The sequence below is a fragment of the Phenylobacterium sp. LjRoot219 genome (assembly GCF_964252995.1).
Classification (GTDB): Bacteria; Pseudomonadota; Alphaproteobacteria; order Caulobacterales; family Caulobacteraceae; genus Phenylobacterium.
The window spans coordinates 3344280-3363781 of sequence record NZ_CAXUQI020000001.1 but is presented as its reverse complement, the minus strand read 5'-3'; the positions used below and the strand labels follow the sequence as shown (position 1 = coordinate 3363781).

General features: G+C 71.9%; 22 protein-coding genes. 13 read left to right on the top strand and 9 right to left on the bottom strand.

Annotated elements, in window-relative coordinates:
* Positions 1–14: 14 nt before the first annotated feature.
* Both ACSQ14_RS16455 and ACSQ14_RS16450 read right to left on the bottom strand, forming a co-directional pair.
* Positions 15–590, bottom strand: a complete 576-nt coding sequence (locus tag ACSQ14_RS16455) for a cob(I)yrinic acid a,c-diamide adenosyltransferase (RefSeq protein ID WP_436014681.1) — start codon at positions 588–590, stop codon at positions 15–17.
* Positions 591–788, bottom strand: coding sequence for a twin transmembrane helix small protein (locus tag ACSQ14_RS16450; RefSeq protein WP_436014679.1), 198 nt, complete (start codon positions 786–788; stop codon positions 591–593).
* A gap of 323 nt (positions 789–1111) precedes the next feature.
* Between ACSQ14_RS16450 and ACSQ14_RS16445 the strand changes: the two genes are divergently transcribed.
* Together ACSQ14_RS16445 and ACSQ14_RS16440 are read left to right on the top strand one after the other, a co-directional pair.
* A complete protein-coding gene (locus tag ACSQ14_RS16445; RefSeq protein WP_436014675.1) occupies positions 1112–1762 on the top strand; it encodes a TetR/AcrR family transcriptional regulator in 651 nt (216 codons plus the stop codon).
* A gap of 3 nt (positions 1763–1765) precedes the next feature.
* Positions 1766–2377 carry a TetR/AcrR family transcriptional regulator gene (locus ACSQ14_RS16440; RefSeq protein ID WP_436014673.1) on the top strand — a complete coding sequence of 204 codons (612 nt, stop codon included), beginning with the start codon at positions 1766–1768 and terminating at the stop codon, positions 2375–2377.
* An 18-nt stretch (positions 2378–2395) separates the two neighbouring features.
* Here the strand turns inward: ACSQ14_RS16440 and ACSQ14_RS16435 are convergent, their stop codons facing one another.
* From ACSQ14_RS16435 to ACSQ14_RS16405, 7 genes are all read right to left on the bottom strand, one after another.
* Entirely contained in the window at positions 2396–3367 is a 972-nt protein-coding gene (locus ACSQ14_RS16435) for a D-alanyl-D-alanine carboxypeptidase family protein (protein ID WP_436014671.1), read from the bottom strand.
* A 204-nt stretch (positions 3368–3571) separates the two neighbouring features.
* Positions 3572–4669, bottom strand: a complete 1098-nt coding sequence (locus ACSQ14_RS16430; RefSeq protein WP_436014669.1) for an aromatic ring-hydroxylating oxygenase subunit alpha — start codon at positions 4667–4669, stop codon at positions 3572–3574.
* Between the two features lie 259 nt (positions 4670–4928).
* Positions 4929–6539, bottom strand: a complete 1611-nt coding sequence (locus ACSQ14_RS16425; protein ID WP_436014667.1) for an alpha-glucosidase family protein — start codon at positions 6537–6539, stop codon at positions 4929–4931.
* Positions 6540–6543: 4 nt separating this feature from the next.
* Complete coding sequence (locus ACSQ14_RS16420) at positions 6544–7161, bottom strand: ATP-dependent Clp protease proteolytic subunit (RefSeq protein ID WP_436014665.1); 618 nt, start codon at positions 7159–7161, stop codon at positions 6544–6546.
* A 252-nt stretch (positions 7162–7413) separates the two neighbouring features.
* Entirely contained in the window at positions 7414–8580 is a 1167-nt protein-coding gene (locus ACSQ14_RS16415) for an aminotransferase (protein ID WP_436014663.1), read from the bottom strand.
* Positions 8581–8684: 104 nt separating this feature from the next.
* Positions 8685–9746: a response regulator gene (locus ACSQ14_RS16410; protein WP_436014661.1), complete on the bottom strand. Its 1062-nt coding sequence runs from the start codon at positions 9744–9746 to the stop codon at positions 8685–8687.
* A gap of 107 nt (positions 9747–9853) precedes the next feature.
* Positions 9854–10036, bottom strand: a complete 183-nt coding sequence (locus ACSQ14_RS16405; RefSeq protein ID WP_436014659.1) for a hypothetical protein — start codon at positions 10034–10036, stop codon at positions 9854–9856.
* Positions 10037–10145: 109 nt separating this feature from the next.
* Here ACSQ14_RS16405 and ruvC point away from each other — a divergent pair, with 109 nt between their 5' ends.
* From ruvC to tilS, 11 genes are all read left to right on the top strand, one after another.
* A complete protein-coding gene (gene ruvC, locus ACSQ14_RS16400) occupies positions 10146–10652 on the top strand; it encodes a crossover junction endodeoxyribonuclease RuvC (RefSeq protein WP_436014657.1) in 507 nt (168 codons plus the stop codon).
* 90 nt (positions 10653–10742) lie between these two features.
* On the top strand, positions 10743–11363 hold the full coding sequence (ruvA, locus tag ACSQ14_RS16395; RefSeq protein ID WP_436014655.1) for a Holliday junction branch migration protein RuvA: 621 nt from the start codon (positions 10743–10745) through the stop codon (positions 11361–11363).
* A gap of 172 nt (positions 11364–11535) precedes the next feature.
* On the top strand, positions 11536–12564 hold the full coding sequence (gene ruvB / locus ACSQ14_RS16390; RefSeq protein WP_436014653.1) for a Holliday junction branch migration DNA helicase RuvB: 1029 nt from the start codon (positions 11536–11538) through the stop codon (positions 12562–12564).
* A 190-nt stretch (positions 12565–12754) separates the two neighbouring features.
* Positions 12755–13201 (top strand): YbgC/FadM family acyl-CoA thioesterase, encoded by a 447-nt coding sequence (locus tag ACSQ14_RS16385; protein WP_436014651.1) that lies wholly within the window; start codon positions 12755–12757, stop codon positions 13199–13201.
* 135 nt (positions 13202–13336) lie between these two features.
* The gene (gene tolQ / locus ACSQ14_RS16380) at positions 13337–14029 is read left to right on the top strand and encodes a protein TolQ (protein WP_436014649.1); all 693 of its coding nucleotides are present in this window, start codon (positions 13337–13339) and stop codon (positions 14027–14029) included.
* Between the two features lie 3 nt (positions 14030–14032).
* Positions 14033–14527, top strand: coding sequence for an ExbD/TolR family protein (locus tag ACSQ14_RS16375; RefSeq protein ID WP_436014647.1), 495 nt, complete (start codon positions 14033–14035; stop codon positions 14525–14527).
* Positions 14524–15318, top strand: coding sequence for an energy transducer TonB (locus ACSQ14_RS16370; RefSeq protein WP_436014645.1), 795 nt, complete (start codon positions 14524–14526; stop codon positions 15316–15318). The genes ACSQ14_RS16375 and ACSQ14_RS16370 overlap by 4 nt, the downstream gene beginning before the upstream one ends.
* On the top strand, positions 15315–16631 hold the full coding sequence (tolB, locus tag ACSQ14_RS16365; RefSeq protein WP_436014643.1) for a Tol-Pal system beta propeller repeat protein TolB: 1317 nt from the start codon (positions 15315–15317) through the stop codon (positions 16629–16631). Before ACSQ14_RS16370 ends, tolB begins: the two co-directional genes overlap by 4 nt.
* Positions 16632–16704: 73 nt before the next feature.
* Entirely contained in the window at positions 16705–17244 is a 540-nt protein-coding gene (gene pal / locus ACSQ14_RS16360) for a peptidoglycan-associated lipoprotein Pal (protein WP_436015450.1), read from the top strand.
* Positions 17245–17336: 92 nt separating this feature from the next.
* The gene (ybgF, locus tag ACSQ14_RS16355; protein ID WP_436014641.1) at positions 17337–18092 is read left to right on the top strand and encodes a tol-pal system protein YbgF; all 756 of its coding nucleotides are present in this window, start codon (positions 17337–17339) and stop codon (positions 18090–18092) included.
* A gap of 106 nt (positions 18093–18198) precedes the next feature.
* The gene (gene tilS, locus ACSQ14_RS16350; RefSeq protein ID WP_436014639.1) at positions 18199–19419 is read left to right on the top strand and encodes a tRNA lysidine(34) synthetase TilS; all 1221 of its coding nucleotides are present in this window, start codon (positions 18199–18201) and stop codon (positions 19417–19419) included.
* Positions 19420–19502: the final 83 nt, after the last annotated feature.

Below are 19502 nucleotides of genomic sequence, written 5' to 3'. Positions count from 1 at the left end.
GATGAGCGGGTGATTTATCGCGTCGCCCCGGCCTTCCAGAGCACCTCGCTCGCGCCGCGGTCGTTGGCGTAGCGGGCGGCGACGAACAGCAGGTCGGACAGGCGGTTGAGGTAGCGCAGCGCCGACGGGCTCGTCGGCGCGCCGCTCTCGACCAGCCGCACCGCCTCGCGCTCGGCCCGCCGGCAGACGGTGCGCGCCAGGTGCAGCGCCGCCGCCGCCGGAGTCCCGCCGGGCAGGATGAAGGAGGTCAAGCCGGGCAGGTCGGCGTTCAGCGCATCGATCTCGGCCTCCAGCCGCTCGACCTGGCTGTCGAGGATGCGCAGCGCCGCGCCCTCCGCCTCGTCCGGCTTCGGCGGAGTGGCGAGGTCGGCGCCCAGATCGAACAGCTCGTTCTGGATGCGACCAAGCATCGCATCAAAGGCCGCGTCGCCGCCGGTGTGCAGCCGCGCCATGCCGAGGCAGGCGTTGGTCTCGTCGACCGCGCCGTAGGCCTCGACCCGCCGGTCGGTCTTGCTGATGCTCTCGCCGGTCGCCAGCCGCGTGCGGCCCTTGTCGCCGGTGCGGGTGTAGATTCGATTTAGCGTGACCATTCAGTGGTTTGCCCGCCAGAGCAGGGCGCCCACCAGGACCGCCACGGCGATCGCCTGGGTGACCACCCGCAGCCGCATCAGCTTGTTGGAGTAGGAGCGCCCGAAGTCGCCGCCGCGATAGAGCGAATAGATGCCCAGCGCGAGCACGATGGTGACCGCGGCGAGGGCGGCCGGGATCAGGTAGCTGAAGATGTCCATTGCACCAATTTAGGGCTTTGCAGGGTTGCCGGCCACACAGGATCGACCTATTCCGCCGCCGCTCAACGCTCGTTGAGCATGTTCACCGAGTCGACTTCATCGACTTGCGGGCAGCGAGGGGATCGTCCGCTGGAAAGCGACGGAATCAGGCGCCCGCGCCGTGAACATGTTCAACGAGCGGCTACTTGCCACCTTGCGCCCGGCTTCGGGCTGACGCGGCGGTGCGAATCGTCCAAGCCGGCTGCCGGTGACGACGGGGAGCGAGCGTAGTTGCCTATGGATCCAATCGAGCGCGTTCGCGCGCTCACGAAAGGTCGGAGTCGATGAAACACGTTTCCCCGAACGAGATCACCAGCGAGGCCCGCGTGAAGGGGCCGACCCGCCGCGCGCTGGCCAAGCAGCAGACCCGCATCAAGGTGATCGCCGCCGCCCGCAAGCTGTTCAGCGAGCACGGCTACGAAGGCGCCACCATCCGCGACATCGCCTCGGCCGCAGGCATGTCGACCGGCGCGGTGTTCGCCAACTTCAGCGACAAGTCCGACCTGTTCCGCGAGATCATGATCTCGGACATCGCCAAGATCGTCGCCGAGATGCGCGAGGCGGTGACCCGGGCGCGCAACGTCGAAGAAGCGCTGTTGAAGATCTTCTCGGCCGGCTACCACTTCTACCAGTCGCAGATGCCGCTGGCCCGCGCCGCGTTCAGCGTCTCCTGGGCGCCGAAGGACGGCGAGGTGTTCCGCAAGCTCGAGCCGCTCAGCGACATCCAGCAGCTGATCCTCGACCAGCTCAACGCCGGCGTCGAGCGCGGCGAGCTGAGCCAGGAAGCCGAGGTCAAGCTGCGCGCGCAGATGCTCTACGAGTCCTACCTGTCCAACTACCCGCAGGCGATCTTCGAGGGCTGGAGCGTCGAGGCGCTGCAAGCCCGGTCGCGCGACCAGATCCGCATCCTCCTCGCCGGCGCGCGGCGGGGCTAGGATTTGAGCGGGGCGGGGGTTCGCCAGGTCCAGAAGGCGGCGACGCGCGAACGCGTGCTCGTCGCCGCCCGCGAGCTGTTCGCGACCCAGGGCTATGAAGGCGCCACCATCCGGCAGATCGCCACCTTGGCGGGCGTGTCGGTCGGCAGCGTCTTCACCACCTTCGCCTCGAAGGGCCAAATCCTCAGCGAGGTGATGAAGGCCCGGCTCGAGGCGCTCTACGCCGAGCTCGACCAGGTCATCCCGCATCTGCGCGGCTCGACCGCCGACCGCCTGCGGTCGATGTTCGCCCTCCACTTCGATTTCGAAATCCGCCACGTGCAGCTGTTCCTGGCGCACATCGCGGCGGCCTACGACTGGACGCTCGGGCCCGACGCGCGCCCGTTCGGCCGCAACCCTCGGCTCAAGGGATTGGTCGAGGACTGCCTGACTGCGGGGGTCGCGAGCGGCGACGTCGATCGGGCGACGGACGTGAGCGGGGTCGTCGACCTGCTGATGGCCGCTTACGCCTGGACCTATCGCCTGGCTGCCTGGGAGAACGCCAGCGCCGCGCAGATGATTGCGGTGATGGACCGGCAGATCGGCCTCATCGCGGCGGGCTTCAGCCCGCGCTGAGCCTAGCGTCCGCGCGGCCTACTGAACGGCGCGCACGACCGCCCCGCCGCTGGGGGACACCTTCGGGGCCTCGCCGGTCCATTCCCAGTGCCACGGCTCGAACGGGTAGTTGACGAAGCCGAAGCGGTCGGCGTTGGCCACCAGCCAGCGGTAGGCGCGTCCCTCGCTCAGATGCAGCCGGTTGGCGTCGGCGCTGGCGTCGGCCAGGAACCCCGGCGCGTGGCCGAGATAGAGGTCCACTGCCAGGCCGGTGCGGTGCGGCGAGCAGAGCGCCCGTTCGCGGCCGTTGCAGTTCTGCTGGGCCTCGCAGCGCGCGGCGTCGTAGCTCGGGCTGCGATAGCCGGAGAAGATCCGCAGCAGTTCGGGATCGGCGGCGATCGCCGGCTCCTCCGCGCGCGCGGCCTCGGCCATCCGCCGGTAGGCCGCCAGCACGGCCGGGCGCAGCTTGACCACCTTGTCGCCGAGGATCTCGCCGGGCTGCGCCGCCGCCAGGCGCCGCTCGTCGGCCGGCGCCGCGCAGATCCCCTGGGCGGAGAGCAGCAGGATCGGCCGGCGGCCCTGCATGTCGCCCTTCATGTGCAGGAAGGTCGCCTGGCTCACCAGGCCGTCGGCCGGCATGCCCTGGCGCTGCTGCCAGGCGGCGAGCGCCTGGGCGAAGCCGCTGGAGCTCGGCGGGCAGTCGACGCCGATCTCGCGGGCGATCAGCGGGGCGTAGATCCGCCAACCGACCTCGTTGCGGCCGAACGGCGTCCACGGCAGCGCCTTGAGCGAGCTCTGGTTGACGCTGGCGGCGTGCTCAAAGGCCGGGGCTTGGCAGTCGTGCGCCAGCTCGGCCGGCGGCGCCGCCGGCGGGGCCAGCCCGGGCTTCGGCACGGGCGCGCAACTGGTCACGCGCAACGCCACTCCGCCGAGCAGCAGGGCGGTGATCGCGAAGCCTCCCAGGACCCGCGCATAGTATGACAGCCGGTGGTCCACGCCCCGTGAACGCATGTTGCACGGCGCAGGTCCAGTCTCTTGTTAAGTCAGAACGGTCCTAGTGTGCTGGATCTGAAGTTCGCCTGCACATCGGTCATGCGCCGAAGCGAACTTCAGATCCGTAAAGCACACTAGAAACATATGCTTGCTAGTGTCCTGATCGATTTCGAAGTTCGCCAGAGCCGCCACAATGCGCAAGCGAACTTCGGAATCGGGACACTAGCTGCGCCAGCGCAGCGTCACCGGCTCCACCGGATTGACGAACGGGCGGCCGGCCTTGCGGCTGGCGGTCCATTCGCGTTTCAGCTGCTGGTACCACTTGGCCTGCCGGTCGGCGTCGTCGACCCACAAGAGGGCCGGGTCGTACTTCAGCCCCTGGTTCTGCAGGTTCACCATGTCGCCGTCCTGCCGCAGAAAGGCGCGCGCGCCGGCGGCGATCAGCGGCTTCAGCAGCACGAAGGCCGGATGGTCGGACCAGATGATCTGGGTGATCCGGGTCTTGGTCTCGTGCACCGGCGTCAGGCAGGTCAGCGACAGCACCTGGCGCTTGCCGACGGTGACATGCTCCCAGCGCAGGCCGGGAATGCGGAAGGTGATCTCGGTCAGCGGCTCGCCGCCCAGCACCGCATAGGCCCGGGAGTTCTTCGACGGCTCGTGGCGCACCATGGCGAAGCCCGCCTCGCGCGGCTCGAAGCGCTTGGCCTTCTCGTGCTGGCTCTTGGCCGAGCGCCACCACCACTGCTGGTGCACGTAGGGGCCGTGCGCCGGGTCCATCAGGCCGACGACCGCGTGATCGATGTGCGCGTCGAACGCCATCCGGTCGACCAGCTTCGGCGCGCCGCCGACGACGCCGGGAAAGGTCGGCGGCGGCTCGCTCGGCTCGGCTTCGCGCGCGGCCTCGCTGGCCATCCAGACGAACACCAGCCCCTGGCTTTCGGCCACCGGATAGCGGCGCACGCGGATCCGGCTGACGTCCATCGCCTGGTCGTCGACCAGGCTGGGGATCGCCGTGCAGGCCCCGTCCGCGCCGAACCGCCAGCCGTGGTAGGGGCACTCGACGCTCGGCGCCCCGCCGGGCTCGGCGGTGAAGCGGCCGGCCGACAGCGGTGCGGCGCGGTGCGGGCAGATGTCGCGCAGCGCGAACAGCTTGCCGGACGGCGCGCGGCCGAGCAGCACCGGTTCGCCAAGGATCTCATGGCGCGCCAGCTTGCCCGGCTTCAGCTCGCTGGAGAGCGCGGCGAAGTACCAGATGTCGGTCAGGTAGCCCTGGCCGAATCGCGTCTCGCTGCGGCTGGTCTTGGCGTCGCCTTCGGCCATTCTCTCTACCGCTCGTCCCCGCGAAAGCGGGGATCCAGGTGTATTGCGTTGTAAGGCTGCATCGGCCTTCGACCACAAGAGATAGATCAAAAAAAGCCTGGGTCCCCGCTTTCGCGGGGATGACCGGAGGAGAGAGATTCCATCCGTCTTGGCCCGGCTTGTCCGGGCCATCCAGCCCAAGGCGCCGGCCTCGGCAGCTGTGGAACGACCTTGGGATGGGTCGCCCGGACAAGCCGGCGATGACCAACGGAATGGGGCCCTACCCCCGCAACTCCACGAACGCCGCGGCCCAGGGGGCCAGGCCCAGGGAGCCGCCGCGGAGGTCGGCGTCGGCGGCGCGCACCGGGTGCAGGGCGCCGCCGGCGACCGTCGGCAGTTCGACGAAGCGCGGCGCGTCGCTCAGGTTGAACACGCAGGCGACCGCCTCGTCCTCCCAGCGGCGTACGAAGGCCAGCACCGGATCCGGCGCGTCGAGGAACTCCAGGTCGCCCAGGGTCAGCGCCGGCGAGCCCTTGCGCAGGGCGATCATCTGCCGGGCGAAGGCCAGGTTCGAGTCCGGGTCGGCCTCCTGGTCGGCGACGGTCAGGCGGCGATGCTCGGACGCGGCCGGCAGCCAGGGCTCGCCGTCACTGAAGCCGAGGTTGGGCAGGTCGGCGTCCCACGGCATCGGCGTGCGGCAGCCGTCGCGGCCGCCGTCGTAGGGCCAGTAGAGGTCGCCGACCGGATCGCGCAACTGGCTGCGGGCGAGCCTGGCCTGCGGCAGGCCGAGCTCCTCGCCCTGGTAGATCAGCGTCGTGCCCTTCAGGCTGAGCAGCAGGGCGAACATCAGCCGGGCGAGATCCGGCGCCGGCGCAGCCCCGCCGAACCGGCTGACCGTGCGCGGCACGTCGTGGTTGGAGAACGAGATCGTCGGCCAGTGCGCCGGGAAGGCCGACAGCGTCGCGTAATGTTCGCGCACGAAGGCCGGGGTGAGCTGGTCCTGCAGCAGCAGGACGAAGGTGTAGGCCGAGTGGAGGCCCTCGTCCGGCGCGAGATAGGCGCCGCAGCGCGCCTCCTCCTCGGAAAACTCGCCGAACACGAAGCGGTCGTCGCCGTGCGCCTCGACCCGGCGGCGCACCGCGTCCATCAGCGCGCAGTTCTCCTCCAGGTTGGCGTCGTGGAGGTGGCGCTGGAGGTTGCCGGCGTGGCCCCAGTGGGCCGCAGTCCGCGCCTCGGCCGGCGTGGCCGGATTGTCGGTCAGCTCGGGGTCGTGGAGATAGGCGTTGGCGACATCCAGGCGGAAGCCGTCGACGCCGCGCGCCAGCCAGCGGTCGAGCACCGCCAGCGCCGCCTCGCGGGCCGCCGGCTGGCGCCAGTTCAGCTTCGGCTGCTGGCGCAGGAACTTGTGGTGGTAGTGCCGCCGCCGTTTGGGCTGGTAGGACCAGGCCGGACCGCCGAACACCGACAGCCAGTTGTTCGGCGCGGTTCCATCGGCCTGCGGATCGGCCCAAACGTACCAGTCGGCCTTGGGCCCGTCGGGGCCGCCGGTCAGGCTCTCGAGGAACCAGGGGTGTTCGTCGGAGGTGTGGGCTAGCACCTCGTCGAGGACGACCTTCAGGCCGCGCTCGTGGGCGGCCTCCAGCAGGCGGTCGAAATCCTCGAGGGTGCCGTAGTCGGCCTGGACGCCGTCGAAGTCGGCGACGTCATAGCCCCAGTCGCGGTTCGGCGAGGGGTGGATCGGCGACAGCCAGATCCCGTCGACCCCCAGGCCCTGAATATAATCCAGCTTGGCCATGACGCCCGCAAGGTCGCCATGGCCGTCGCCGTCGGAGTCGAAGAAGCTGCGCACGTAGACGTGGTAGAGGACGGCGCCCCGCCACCACGCCGGCACGGCCTCAGACCTCGGAGGTGTTCTTGATGATCCGGGAGACGATGCCGTACTCGATCGCTTCCTCGGCGTTCATCCAGAAGTTCCGCTGAGTGTCCTTGACGATCCGCTCGACCGACTGACCGGTCTCGGCGGCGATCATCCGGTTCACGCGGTCGCGCATGCGGATGATCTGCTCGGCCTCGATCTGGATGTCCGAGGCCTGGCCGCGCATGCCGCCGGCCGGCTGGTGCAGCAGGAAGCGGGTGTTCGGCAGGCAGAGGCGGTTCTTCTTCTCGGCGCCGAGGAAGATGTGGGCGCCGGCGCTGGCCACCCAGCCGGTGCCGATCACCGTCACCGGCGCGCCGCAGAAGCGGATCATGTCGTGGACAGTGTCGCCGCTCTCGACGTGGCCGCCCGGCGAGTTGATCAGCATCCGGATCGGCGCGTCGCTTTCAGCGGCGAGCGCGGTGAGCTGGGCGGTGACCCGCTCGGCCAGGCGCATGTCGATCTCGCCGAACACCAGGACCGTCCGCGACTTGAACAGCGCGTTCTGGACCGGGCCGGCCGTCATCGGCATGTCGGGCTGGCGGCCCTTGTCGTCGTCGTCGCCGTCATCGTCCAGCAAGGCCGTCCACTTGGTCATGGGATCTCCTAAGGCGTCCGCTTCCAGACGAGCCGCTTTGCCGCCCGCCCGCAAGCCGAGAATGCTCGTCTAGCAGTTATTGGTCCCCGCGGCGTCCGGCAAGCGGGCAGGGGCGTGATTTGCGCGAGAACTAGATCCTCCCCCGCAGGGGGAGGTGGCCCGGAGGACCGGAGGGGGTTGAAGCCCGCGACGCTTTGCGCCTGGACCCCCTCAGTCGCTTCGCGACAGCTCCCCCTGAGGGGAGCAGCTGGGCTAGCGCGCCCGGCTCAGCTCGCGCGCCTTCGCCAGGCGCTCGACCGCCTCGTCGAGCACCGCGTCGCGCTTGGCGAAGCAAAGGCGCAGGATGTGGGTGACCGGGGCCGCCTCGTAGAGCGCCGAGACCGGGATCGAGGCGACGCCGGCCTCCTTCACCGCGCGCAGGGCGAAGGCGCGGTCGGGCTCGTCGATCCCGGAGGCGGCGAGGTCGAGGTTGAGGAAATAGGTGCCCTGCGCCGGCAGCACGGCGAAGCCCTCGCGCGCCAGCCCCGCCGCCAGCCGATCGCGCGAGCGCTCCAGCCCGCGCGGCATGGCGGCGAACCAGTCGGCGCCGGTCTCCAGGCCGAACGCCACCGCCATCTGCAGGTTCGGCGGCGTGGTGAAGGTCAGGAACTGGTGGGCGCGGGCCAGGGTGCGGGTCAGCGCCGGGGCGGCGCACAGGAAGCCGACCTTCCAGCCGGTCAGGCCGAACATCTTGCCGGCGGAGCCGATCTTCACCGTGCGTTCGCGCATGCCGGGCTGGGCCATCAGCGGCCGGTGGACGGCGCCGGAGAACACCACTTGCTCCCAGACCTCGTCGCAGATCGCGGTGACGTCGTAGCGGACGCAGAACTCGGCGAGCAGCGTCAGGTCGGCCTCCGGCAGCACCACCCCGGCCGGGTTGATCGGGGTGTTCAGCACCACGAAGCGGGTGCGCTCGCTGAACGCCGCCTCCAGCATCGCCCGGTCGAAGCGCCAGTGCGGCGGCGACAGGCGGACCAGCTTCGGCACGCCGCCGGCGCGGCGGATCAGCGGCAGGTAGGCGTCGTAGACCGGCTGGAAGACCACCACCTCGTCGCCAGCCTCGATCAGGCCGAGGAAGGCTGCGGCCAGCGCCTCGGTCGCGCCGGAGGTGATGGTGACCTCGCTCGCCCAGTCCAGCGCCAGCCCCTGTGTGCGGGCGTAGTGGTCCGCCACCGCCTGACGCAGCTCCGGCAGGCCGGCCATCGGTGGGTACTGGTTGTAGCCGTGCAGTAGGGCGTCGGCGGCCTTGGCGCGCACCGCCTCCGGCCCGGGATCGTCGGGGAAGCCCTGGCCGAGGTTCAGCGCGCCCAGCTCGCGCGCCAGGCCCGACATCTCCTCGAAGATGGTCGTCGGCAGGTTGGCGAAGATCGGATCGGCCATGGGCGCGAGGCTTGGCATCCCCCGCGCCGCGCGTCCAGCGGGGCCGCTAGAGCCAAAGACGACGACCCTGTTTATCCCGCCTGACTTGTCAGGCAGGACAGGGGCTAGGCGACCGCGCTGAGGTCCTCGGACTCGCGGCTGAGCGCGGCGGCCAGCGCGGCCAGCAGGCCGGCGGCGGTCACCGGCCGGCACATCGACAGGTCGGCCCCGGCGGCCAGCGCCTGGGCGCCCGCCTCGCTGTCGGGGGCGATCGCCAGGACCGGCGTGCGCCGGGCCTTCGCCTGCCGCTCGGTGCGGCGGATCGCGCGGATGCCGGCGATCGACTCGGCGGTGGAGACGTTGACCAGGATCAGGTCGACCATGCTGGCCTCGGCGGCCAGCGCCGCCTGCAGCCCGGTGGCCACCTCGACCAGGTCGATCGGCGTCTCGGCGGCGTCGAGCATGCCGCGCATCGCCTGCCGGCTCTCCGCGTCGTCGTCGGCCGACAGCACGCGCAGCACCTCCCGCGGCGTCCGGCTGCGGCGGTCGCCATGCTCCAGCGCCTCGATCAGCAGCCGCTCGAGCGTCCCGGCCGAGGCCTCGACCAGCTCGACGACCTTCTTCAGTTCCGGCGTCACGCAGATCCGGGTGAGCACGCCGGCGGCGCGCAGCACGCCGGCCAGCGGGGTGCGCACCTCGTGGCCGAGGTGGGCCAGCATGGCGGCGGTGTTCTCCGCGCGGACCACCGCCTCCTGCAGCTTCACCAAGTTGATTTCCAGCGCGTGGTTGATGTCCGTCGCGCGCGGGCGGCGCAGCTGCATCGCGGCGCGCGCATAGGCCAGCTCGAGGTCGACCGGGCGGGGAATGCAGTCGTCGGCGCCGAGTTCGAGCGCTTCGCGCGCCTCCTCGCCGGCGGCGCGGTCGACGACCATCAGGATCGGCAGCTCGCTGCGGCTGCGGGTCTCGCGCATGCGGCGCAGCAGATTGAAGTCGTCGGCCTCGGGCTCGGTCACGTCGACGATCGCCAGATCGTAGGGGATCATCGCCACCAGCGACAGCGCCCTGGCCGCGTCGGCGACCTCCATCACCTCGTAGCCGACGCGGGTGAAGCGTCGGCGCAGCAGGTTGCGGTTGGCCTCGTCGTCGCAGACGAGCAGCAGCCGGATCGGCGAGACAGGCTTCGCCATGGTCGTCCTCATGTCCCCGTGCGCGTTTGGCGCCCGAGACTTAGCTAGGATGAACAGGCTTAAAGTCCGGTGCACGCGGGCGGCGATTCTTTGCGCCCCTGGGGTCGTCAGCGCTCGGCGGCCTCGGGATCCTTGGGCGGCCGGGGCGTGGTGAGGCCGGCGGCCTCCATCACCTCGCGGTGCGCCTCCATGTGGGCCCGCACCGCGGCGATCTGCTGGCGCAGGACGCGCGCGACGCTTTCGGCCTCACCGTCGGGCTCGTCGGCCGGGTTGTCGAATGGCTCGGACACAGCGCTACAAGGCCCGCAGCCTGTGTCGGGTTCCCAACATTTGTGGGCCGGCGCGCATCCACCTTTCGTCAAGCATTCGCGCGCCAGATGGGGCATGGTCTCGGAACATATGACGAACGCTGCGATTCGCCCGGTCCGCATCCTGGGCCTCGATCCGGGGCTGCGCCGCACCGGCTGGGGCGTCGTGGCGGTCAGCGGCGCGCGCATCGCCCATGTCGCCCACGGGGTCATCGCGCCGAAGGAGACCCTGCCGTTCGCCGAGCGGCTGCTGGTGCTGTTCGAGGGGCTGGTCGCGGTGATCGCCGATCAGGCGCCCGACGAGGCCGCGGTCGAGGAGACCTTCGTCAACACCAACGCCGCCTCCACCCTCAAGCTTGGCCATGCGCGCGCCTGCTGCTTGATCGCCCCGGCGCGCGCCGGGCTGCCGGTCGCGGAGTACGCCGCCACGGTGGTGAAGAAGGCGGTGGTCGGCACCGGCGCCGCCGACAAGGATCAGGTCGGCTTCATGATCCGCCGGCTGCTGCCGACCGCCGGCGCGGCGAGCGCCGACGCCGCCGACGCGCTGGCGGTGGCCATCGCCCATGCGCATCACCGCACCGCCCGCGCCTACGCCTGACGCCGGGCGATTGATCCGGTCCCGCGGCGCAGGTTATCTGGAACAGATGTCGAACATGAATCCTCTCCCCCGGCGCCTGGAGCGCCTCGCATGATCGGCCGGCTGCGCGGCGTCGTCGCCGAGGTCGGCGAGGAGGAGGCGCTGATCGACGTGGTCGGCGTCGGCTACGTGGTCCGCTGCGGCGCACGCACCCTGTCGCGCCTGCCGGCGATCGGCGAGGAGGCGGTGCTGCACGTCGAGACCCAGTGGGGCGAGCAGACCGGCATGACCCTCTACGGGTTTCTGTCGCGCGACGATCGCAAGGCCTATCTGGCGCTGCGGGCGATCCAGGGGGTCGGGCCGAAGGCGGCGCTTTCGGTGCTCGACGTGCTGCCGCCGGCCGAGCTGGCCTCGGCCGCCGCGCGCGACGACAAGGCCGCGGTCGCCCGCGCCCAAGGGGTGGGCCCGAAGCTCGCCCAGCGCATCGTCACCGAGCTGAAGGGCAAGCCGCTGGCGGACCTCTCGGCCGGCGGCTTCCATCCGACGCCGCTGAGCCCGGCCGCCGAGCCGCTGCGCCCGTCGGTCGCCGGCGAGGCGGTCGCCGCGCTGATGGGCCTCGGCGTCGCCGAGCCGAACGCCCGCCGTGTCGTCGAGCAGGCGGTGATCCGCCTCGGCGAGGACGCCGAGCCGCCGGCGGTGATCAAGGCCGCCCTGCAGGAGCTGGGGCGGTGAGGGGAGTTCCAGAACGCCCCCTCCGTCTCGCGCCTGCGGCGCGATCCACCTCCCCCGCTTTGCGGTGGAGGATCTCGGCCCAGATGCTCCACCGCAATGCGGGGGAGCTGTCAGCGAAGCTGACTGAGGGGGCGTTCGGCGCCGGCGGCGCCTTATTCCTCAGGACCGCCCCATGACCCGCATCGTCTCCGGCGACGCCCAGCCGTTCGAGGGTCACGACAAGGCGCTGCGGCCGCAGACGCTGGGCGAGTTCGTCGGCCAGGAGCAGGTGAAGGCCAACCTGCGGGTGTTCATCGAAGGGGCGAAGGCCCGTTCGGAGGCGCTCGACCACGTGCTGCTGTTCGGCCCGCCGGGGTTGGGCAAGACGACGCTGGCGCAGATCGTCGCCCGCGAGCTGGGGGTGAACTTCCGCGCCACCTCCGGGCCGGTGCTGGCCAAGGCCGGCGACCTGGCGGCGATCCTCACCAACCTCGAGCCGCGCGACGTGCTGTTCATCGACGAGATCCACCGGCTGGCGGCCAACGTCGAGGAGATCCTCTATCCGGCGATGGAGGACCACGTGCTCGACCTGGTGATCGGCGAGGGCCCGTCGGCGCGCTCGATCCGCATCGACCTGGCGCCCTTCACCCTGGTCGCGGCGACCACCCGGGCGGGCCTGCTGGCCACGCCGCTGCGCGACCGCTTCGGCATTCCGTTGCGGCTGGAGTTCTACACCCACGACGAACTCGCCTGGGTGCTGAAGGGCGCGGCCGCCAAGATGGGGCTGTCGCTGGCCGACGAGGGCGCCGCCGAGATCGCCTGCCGCGCGCGCGGCACGCCGCGGGTCGCCGGCCGGCTGCTGCGCCGGGTGCGCGACTTCGCCGCCGCCGACGGCGTCGAGCTGATCGGCCGCAAGGCCGCGGCCTCGGCGCTGGCCCGGCTCGACGTCGACGAGATGGGGCTGGATTCGCTCGACCGCCGCTACCTGCGGGCGCTGATCGAGAACTACGCCGGCGGCCCGGCCGGGGTGGAGACCCTGGCCTACGCCATCGCCGAGGCGCGCGACGCGGTCGAGGACGTCATCGAGCCCTTCCTGCTGCAGCAGGGCTTCATCCAGCGCACGCCGCGCGGCCGCATGGCCGCCGCCAAGGCCTACGCCCACCTCGGCCTCACCGCCCCGCCGCCCGCGGGCCGGCCGCCGGCGACGGATCTGTTCGAGTAGGACGGCGGGGTTCCTAAGCCCGTCATCGCCCGGTCGTCCGTGCGACCCGCCCCGATGTCGCTCCGCTGCAACGGCGGCCGACGCTTCGGGCTGGATGGCCCGGACAAGCCGGGCCAGGACGGAAGGGGATGGCGGGGGGTTGCCGTCAGGGCCGTCTGAGGCTTCAACCGCACCCGATCTGGAGCGGGACATGACCGAACGGAACGAACCCAGCGCCGGCTGGCTGGATGGCCGCGAGCACGTGCTGCCGGTGCGGATCTATTACGAGGACACCGACTTCACCGGCGTGGTCTATCACGGCGGCTATGTGCGGTTCTTCGAGCGCGGCCGCACCGACTTCCTGCGGCTGGCCGGGATCGCCCACGCCGCGCTGCTGGAGCGGCCGGACCCGCTGGCCTTCACCGTGACCAAGCTGGCGATCGACTTCCGTCGGGCCGCGCGGATCGACGACGCCCTGCAGGTGCGCACCCGCTACCAGGCGGTGCGCGGGCCGCGGCTGTTCGTCCGCCAGCGCATCCTGCGCGGCGAGGAGCTGATCGCCGAGGCCGAGGTCGAGGCCGCCTGCATCGATCTCTCCGGGCGGGCGCGGCGCCCGCCGGCCGATCTGGTGCTGGCGCTGAAGCCGTTTTTCGACTGAAGCGGCGCCGGAATGACTGTGGCGCCATTGCGACGGATTCCCGTAGAGGGCGAAGCGCTCTAGCCTCGCCACAAGTTCGCCATCCCCGCGAGCCAACCCCACGCACTCGTTTCAAGACTCGGAGCCCAAGGTCGAATGGACGCCGTCACGCCCGACACTTTCAACTTCCTCACCCTCTTCCTGCGCGCCGACTGGGTGGTGAAGCTGGTGATGGTCGGCCTGGCGCTGGCCTCGCTCTGGTCCTGGACGGTGATCCTCGACAAGAGCTTCCGCTTCGCCGCCCTCAACCGTGAGGCCAACCGCTTCGAGAACGAGGTGGGTTTGGGCCAGAGCCTCGAGGACATCGCCGCCCAGGCCGGCGAGCGCCCGCGCCACGCCCTGCCGCGCATGCTGCAGGCGGCGCTGCGCGAATGGCGCGACTCGCGCGCCAAGCCGCAGTCCGACAGTCAGACCGCCTTCCTGATCCAGCGGATCGACCGGGCGCTCGACACGATCATCGCCCGTGAGAGCGCACGGGTGGAGGACGGGCTGGGCGTGCTGGCGATCGTCGCCACCGCCTCGCCGTTCGTCGGCCTGTTCGGCACGGTCTGGGGCATCATGCACGCCTTCCAGGCCATCGCCGTGCAGAAGAACACCAACCTGACGGTGGTCGCCCCGGCGATCGCCGAGGCGCTGTTCGCCACCGCCGTCGGCCTGATCGCGGCGATCCCGGCCTACATCGCCTTCAACGCCTTCTCGACCAAGGCCGGCAAGTACGCCGCCCGGCTGGAGGGCTTCGCCGACGACCTCAGCCACGCGATCCAGCGCCGGCTGGCGGAGCGGGGCTGAGCCATGGCGCTGTCCGCCAACGACGCCTACGCCGCCGGCGGCCGGCGCGGCCGCCGGCGCCGCGGCCGCCAGCGCGGCACCCTGTCGGAGATCAACGTCACGCCGCTGGTCGACGTGATGCTGGTGCTGCTGATCGTGTTCATGATCTCGGCGCCGCTGCTGACGGCCGGGGTGCCGCTGGAGCTGCCGAAGACCGAGGCCAGCGCGGTCCAGGACCAGCGCGAGCCGCTGTCGGTCTCGATCCAGGCCGACGGGGCGGTGTTCATCGGCGAGCGGCCGGTGCCGTTCGCCAACCTCGGCCCGCAGCTGCGCGAGATGGCCGGCGACGACGCCAAGAAGCCGATCTTCGTGCGCGCCGACGGCCGCGCCTCCTACGCCAACGTCGCCCAGGTGATGGCCGCGCTCTCCACCTCGGGCTTCACCTCGATCAACCTGATCACCGACACCGGCGGCCCCTCGTCGGGCGCGCAAACTGAGACGGAGCCGGCCGCGCCGTGAATGGTCGCGAGCTCTCGCCTGCGCTGATCGGCTCCGTGGCCCTGCACGGCGCGGTGGCCGCGGCGCTGCTGATCGCCTGGCCGTGGGGGCGTGACCTCAAGGTTGGCTCGGCCGTGCCGGTCACCATCGTGAGCAATGCGCCGCCGGCCGAACTCGCGCCGGCGATCCAGGCGCCCGAGCCGCAGACCGCGCAGACCGAACAGCCCGTGCCCGAAGCCCCGCCGGAGGTTCAGCCGCCGGCGCCGCAGCCGAAACCGCAGCCGCCGGCCCCGCAGCCGACCCCGAAGCCGACGCCGACGCCGCCGAAGCCGGCCCCGACGCCGCAGCCGACGCCGAAGGCCGCGGCCAAGCCGGCGGCGAAGGCGGAGAAGGGGCTCGATCTCGACGCCCTGCAGGCCAGCGTCTCCAAGATGGCCAAGCCGTCCTCGGCGGCGAAGGGGCCGAGCCGGCCCGCCACCGCGACCGAGGCCCGCAGCGGCCAGGGCACGGCCGAGGTGGCGGCGGCGATGAACGGCCTGAGCGAGGAGCTCCAGCGCCGCTGGAACCCGAACTGCGGCGTCGCCGAGGGCCGCGCCGTGGTGGTGAAGGTGGGGTTCCGCCTCAACGCCGGGGGCGGGGTGGCCGGCGAGCCGCGCGCCCAGATCCAGGGCACCGACAACGCCCTCAGCCGGGTCGCGGCCCAGCGCGCCGTCAGCGCGGTTTACGCCGCCGCGCCATTCCGCAATCTGCCCCGGGATTTCTACGGTCAGACGATCAACGTGACCTTCAACGCCCGCGAAGCCTGCTCATGAGGATCCGCTTGCCGAGACATCTGAAAACCCTGGCCGCCGCCCTTGTCGCCGCCCTGTTCGCCGTCGGCGCAGGCGTCGCGCCGGCCCGCGCCGAGATCGAGGTCAACGTCAACCGCGGCGACGTCCAGCCGTTGCCGATCGCGGTCCCCGCCTTCGGCGGCGGCCAGGTCGGGGCCGACATCGCCCAGGTGATCGGCGCCAACCTGCAGCGCTCCGGCCTGTTCCGGCCCCTCGATCCGGCGACCTTCATCGAGAAGGACCTGACCACCGCGGTGCAGCCACGCTTCCCCGACTGGAAGCAGATTAACGCCCAGGCGCTGGTCAACGGCCAGGTGACCGTCCAGGGCGACCGCGTGGTGGTCGATTTCCGGCTGTGGGACGTGTTCTCCGAACAGCAACTGCTGGGCCTGCAGTTCACCGCCAGCCAGGAGAACTGGCGGCGGGTGGCGCATAAGATCTCCGACCAGATCTATGAGCGGCTGACCGGCGAGAAGGGCTACTTCGACACCCGGGTGGTGTTCGTCGCCGAGACCGGCGCGCGCGGCAAGCGCACCAAGCGGCTGGCGATCATGGACCAGGACGGGGCCAACCCCAGCTACCTGACCGACGGCTCCTACATCGTCATGACGCCGAGGTTCTCCGCCAACAGCCAGGAGATCACCTACATGGCGCTGCGGCCCGAGGGCTCGGCGGTCTACCTGTTCAACCTCGAGACCGCCCGCCGCGAGAGCCTAGGCGAGTTCTCGGGCATGGTGTTCGCGCCGCGCTTCTCGCCGGACGGCAGCCGGGTCGCCTTCTCGGTCGAGCGCAACGGCAACAGCGACATCTACGTGATGGACCTGCGCAACCGCTCGAGCTCGCGGATCACCACCGACCCGGGGATCGACACCTCGGCGTCCTTCTCGCCGGACGGCTCGAAGATCGTCTTCAACTCCGACCGCTCGGGCTCGGCGCAGCTCTACGTCATGGGCGCCGACGGCTCGAGCCCGCGCCGACTCAGCTACGGCCAGGGCAAGTACACCACCCCGGTCTGGAGCCCGACCGGCGAGTTCATCGCCTTCACCAAGCAGACCGGCGGCGAGTTCCACATCGGGGTGATGCGCGCCGACGGCTCGGACGAGCGGCTGCTGACCTCCAGCTACCTCGACGAGGGCCCGACCTGGGCGCCCAACGGCCGCGTGCTGATGTTCTCGCGCGAGAGCCCCGGCGGCGACTCCCGGCTCTGGAGCGTCGACGTGACGGGCAGGATCCTGCAGCCGGTGCCCTATCCGGGCGCGGCGTCCGATCCGGCCTGGTCGCCCCTGCTCAACTAGTTGCGCCCACAGCGCAGCTGTGACCTGTTCCCCGGCCAAGCGCCGTACCCAAGGAGACGAATTCGTGAAGCCTATGACCGCCCGGACCGCCTTGCGCCTTGCGATGATCGCCGCCGCCGCGGCCTCGATGAGCGCCTGCGCCTCGAAGCCGAAGCCGGCCGGCCCCGCCCCGACCACCACGGCCTCGCCGCCGGCCGCCGAAGCCCCGCCGCCGTCGCCCGGCGTGGTCGGCGAGAGCGTCATCCCCGGCTCCGAGCGCGACTTCGTCATCAACGCCGGCGACCGGGTCTACTTCGACTTCGACAGCTACAGCGTCCGCGCCGACGCCCAGCCGATCCTCGACGCCCAGGCCGCCTGGCTGCAGCGCTACCCGGCGGTGCGCGTGCGCATCGAGGGCAACACCGATGACCGCGGCACCCGCGAGTACAACCTGGCGCTCGGCGCCCGGCGGGCCAACGCGGTGCGCGAGTACCTGGTCACGCACGGCGTCACCTCGGACCGGATCGCCACCGTCTCCTTCGGCAAGGAACAGCCGGTCGACGCCGGCACCGGCGAGGAAGCCTGGGCGCGGAACCGTAACGCCCGCACCGGCATCGTCAGCGGCGCGCGCTGAGGCTTGGGGCGATGAACCTCCCCCGCTTGCGCGTTGCGGCCACGGCGGTCGCTCTCGTTCTGGCCGCCGGGCCGGCGTTTTCGCAGACGCCGATGCCCGATCCGCTCGACGCACGCGACGCCAAGCGGGTGGAGCGGATGGAGAAGGTGGTGCGGGAACTCCGCTCCATCGTCTTCCAGCTGCGCGACACCGGTAAGCCGGTGGTCGTGCAGCCGGCCGACACCGACGCCCGGATGCAGGACCTGGCGACCCGGATCGGCGACCTCGAACAGTCGCTGACCCGGATCAACGGCGCGCTCGAGACCACCAGCTACGAGCTCGAGCAGACCAAGCGCGTCAACGGTCAGCTGCAGGCGCAGGTGAAGGACCTCAGCGACCGGCTCGCCGCCGCCGAGCAGGCCGCCCAGGCCGGCGCGTCGGCGCCGGAGGCGGCGACGCCTGCGCCCGGGCCGGCCAAGGCCAGCTCGGCCGAGGCCTTCACCCAGGCGCGCGAGCTGATGCTGGCCGGCGACTACGACGCGGCCGAAGGCGCCTTCGCCGCCTACGTCGAGAGCTATCCGGACTCCGCCCGGGCGCCGGAGGCCCGCTACTGGTGGGGCAAGACGCTGAGCGTGCGCGGCGACCACGCCCAGGCGGCCAGCGCCTACATCGCCGCCATCCGCGGCTGGCCGAAGACCGCCTGGGCGCCCGACGCCGTGGGCGAGCTGGCCCGCTCGCTGGTGGCGCTGAAGAAGCCGCAGGACGCCTGCGCGGCGCTGTCGGAACTGACCAAGCGCTATCCCAAGGCCCCGGCCGCCGTCACCACCCGCGCCACGGCCACCGCGCGCCAGGCGAAGTGCGCGGCGTAGGCGCTTTACAGCTTCTCACGTCCCCTTCTCCCCTTGCGGGAGAAGGTGGCGCGCGTAGGGGGGCGGATGAGGGGTCTCTCAGAACCTTCTGCTAAGACCCGAAGCTGTGCGCAGCGGCGATCATCATCGACCCTTCATCCGTCGGGCTGGCGCCCGACACCTTCTCTCGCAAGGGGAGAGGGACGGTCTGTCGGCGGCGGCCTGCGCCGTCCTCGACCGCCGGCTGGACCCGACCAGCCCACGCCCGATCGCCGTCGCCCTGTCCGGCGGCGGGGACTCCGTCGCCCTGCTGCTGATGGCGCAGGCCTGGGCGCAGGCGCACGGCCGGCCGCTCGTCGCGCTCACCGTCGACCATCAGCTGCGACCTGAGAGCCGCGCTTGGACCGACGCCTGCGCGGCCTTGGCCGCCCGGGTCGGCGCCGGCTTCCAACCGCTGGCCTGGGAGGGCCCGAAGCCCGCACACGGCCTGCCGGCCGCGGCCCGCGCCGCGCGCCATCAGCTGCTGGCCGACGCCGCCCGGGCCATGGGCGCAAGCGTCATCCTGATCGGCCACACCGCCGACGACGTGCTGGAGGGCCGCGCCATGCGCGCCGAAGGGGCCACCACGCCGGCGCCGCGCGAATGGTCGCCGTCGCCGGCCTGGCCCGAGGGGCGGGGCCTGTTCCTGCTGCGGCCGCTGCTGGGCTTGCGTCGCGCCGAGCTGCGGGCCTGGCTGGCGGCGCGTGGCGAGACCTGGATCGAGGACCCCGCCAACGCCGACCCGCGCTTCGCCCGCGCCCGGGCGCGGGCGGCGCTGCCGCTGGATGGCGATGTCGAGCTGGACGCGCCGCCGCCGCTGGCCCTGGCCGAACTCTGCCGTCATGCGCCCGGCGGCGCGGTGGCGCTGCCGCGCGCGGCCCTGCGCGCCGCGCCTTTCGAGGTCGCGCAGCGGCTGCTGGCGATCGCCAGCGTCTGCGCCGGCGGCGCGGCGCGCCTGCCGGCGGCCGGGCCGCGCGGCCGGCTGACCGAAGCCCTGCGCGGCCAGGCGCCGGTGGCGGCGACCCATGGCCGGCGCGCGGATCGAGGCCGACGCCGCCGAGGTGCGGATCGTCCGCGAGGCCGGCGAGGCGCGGCGCGGCGGGCTGCAGCCGCTGGGGCTGGCGGCCGGGCGGCAGGCGGTGTGGGACGGCCGCTTCGAACTGGCGCGGCGGCGACGAGGCGGTCGAGGTGCGGCCGTTGCGCGGCCTCGCCCGGCGGCTGCCGGCCGACCAGCAGCGCGTTTTGGCGAGGCTGCCGGCCGCGGTGCGCCCGGGCCTGCCGGCGGTGCTCGACGCGTCCGGCGCGGTGAGCTGTCCGCTGCTCGGCGCCTCGCCGGTCCGGGCGGCTTGCCTCGTCGCCGAACGGCTGCGGGCGGCGGCCGGGCTGGTCGAG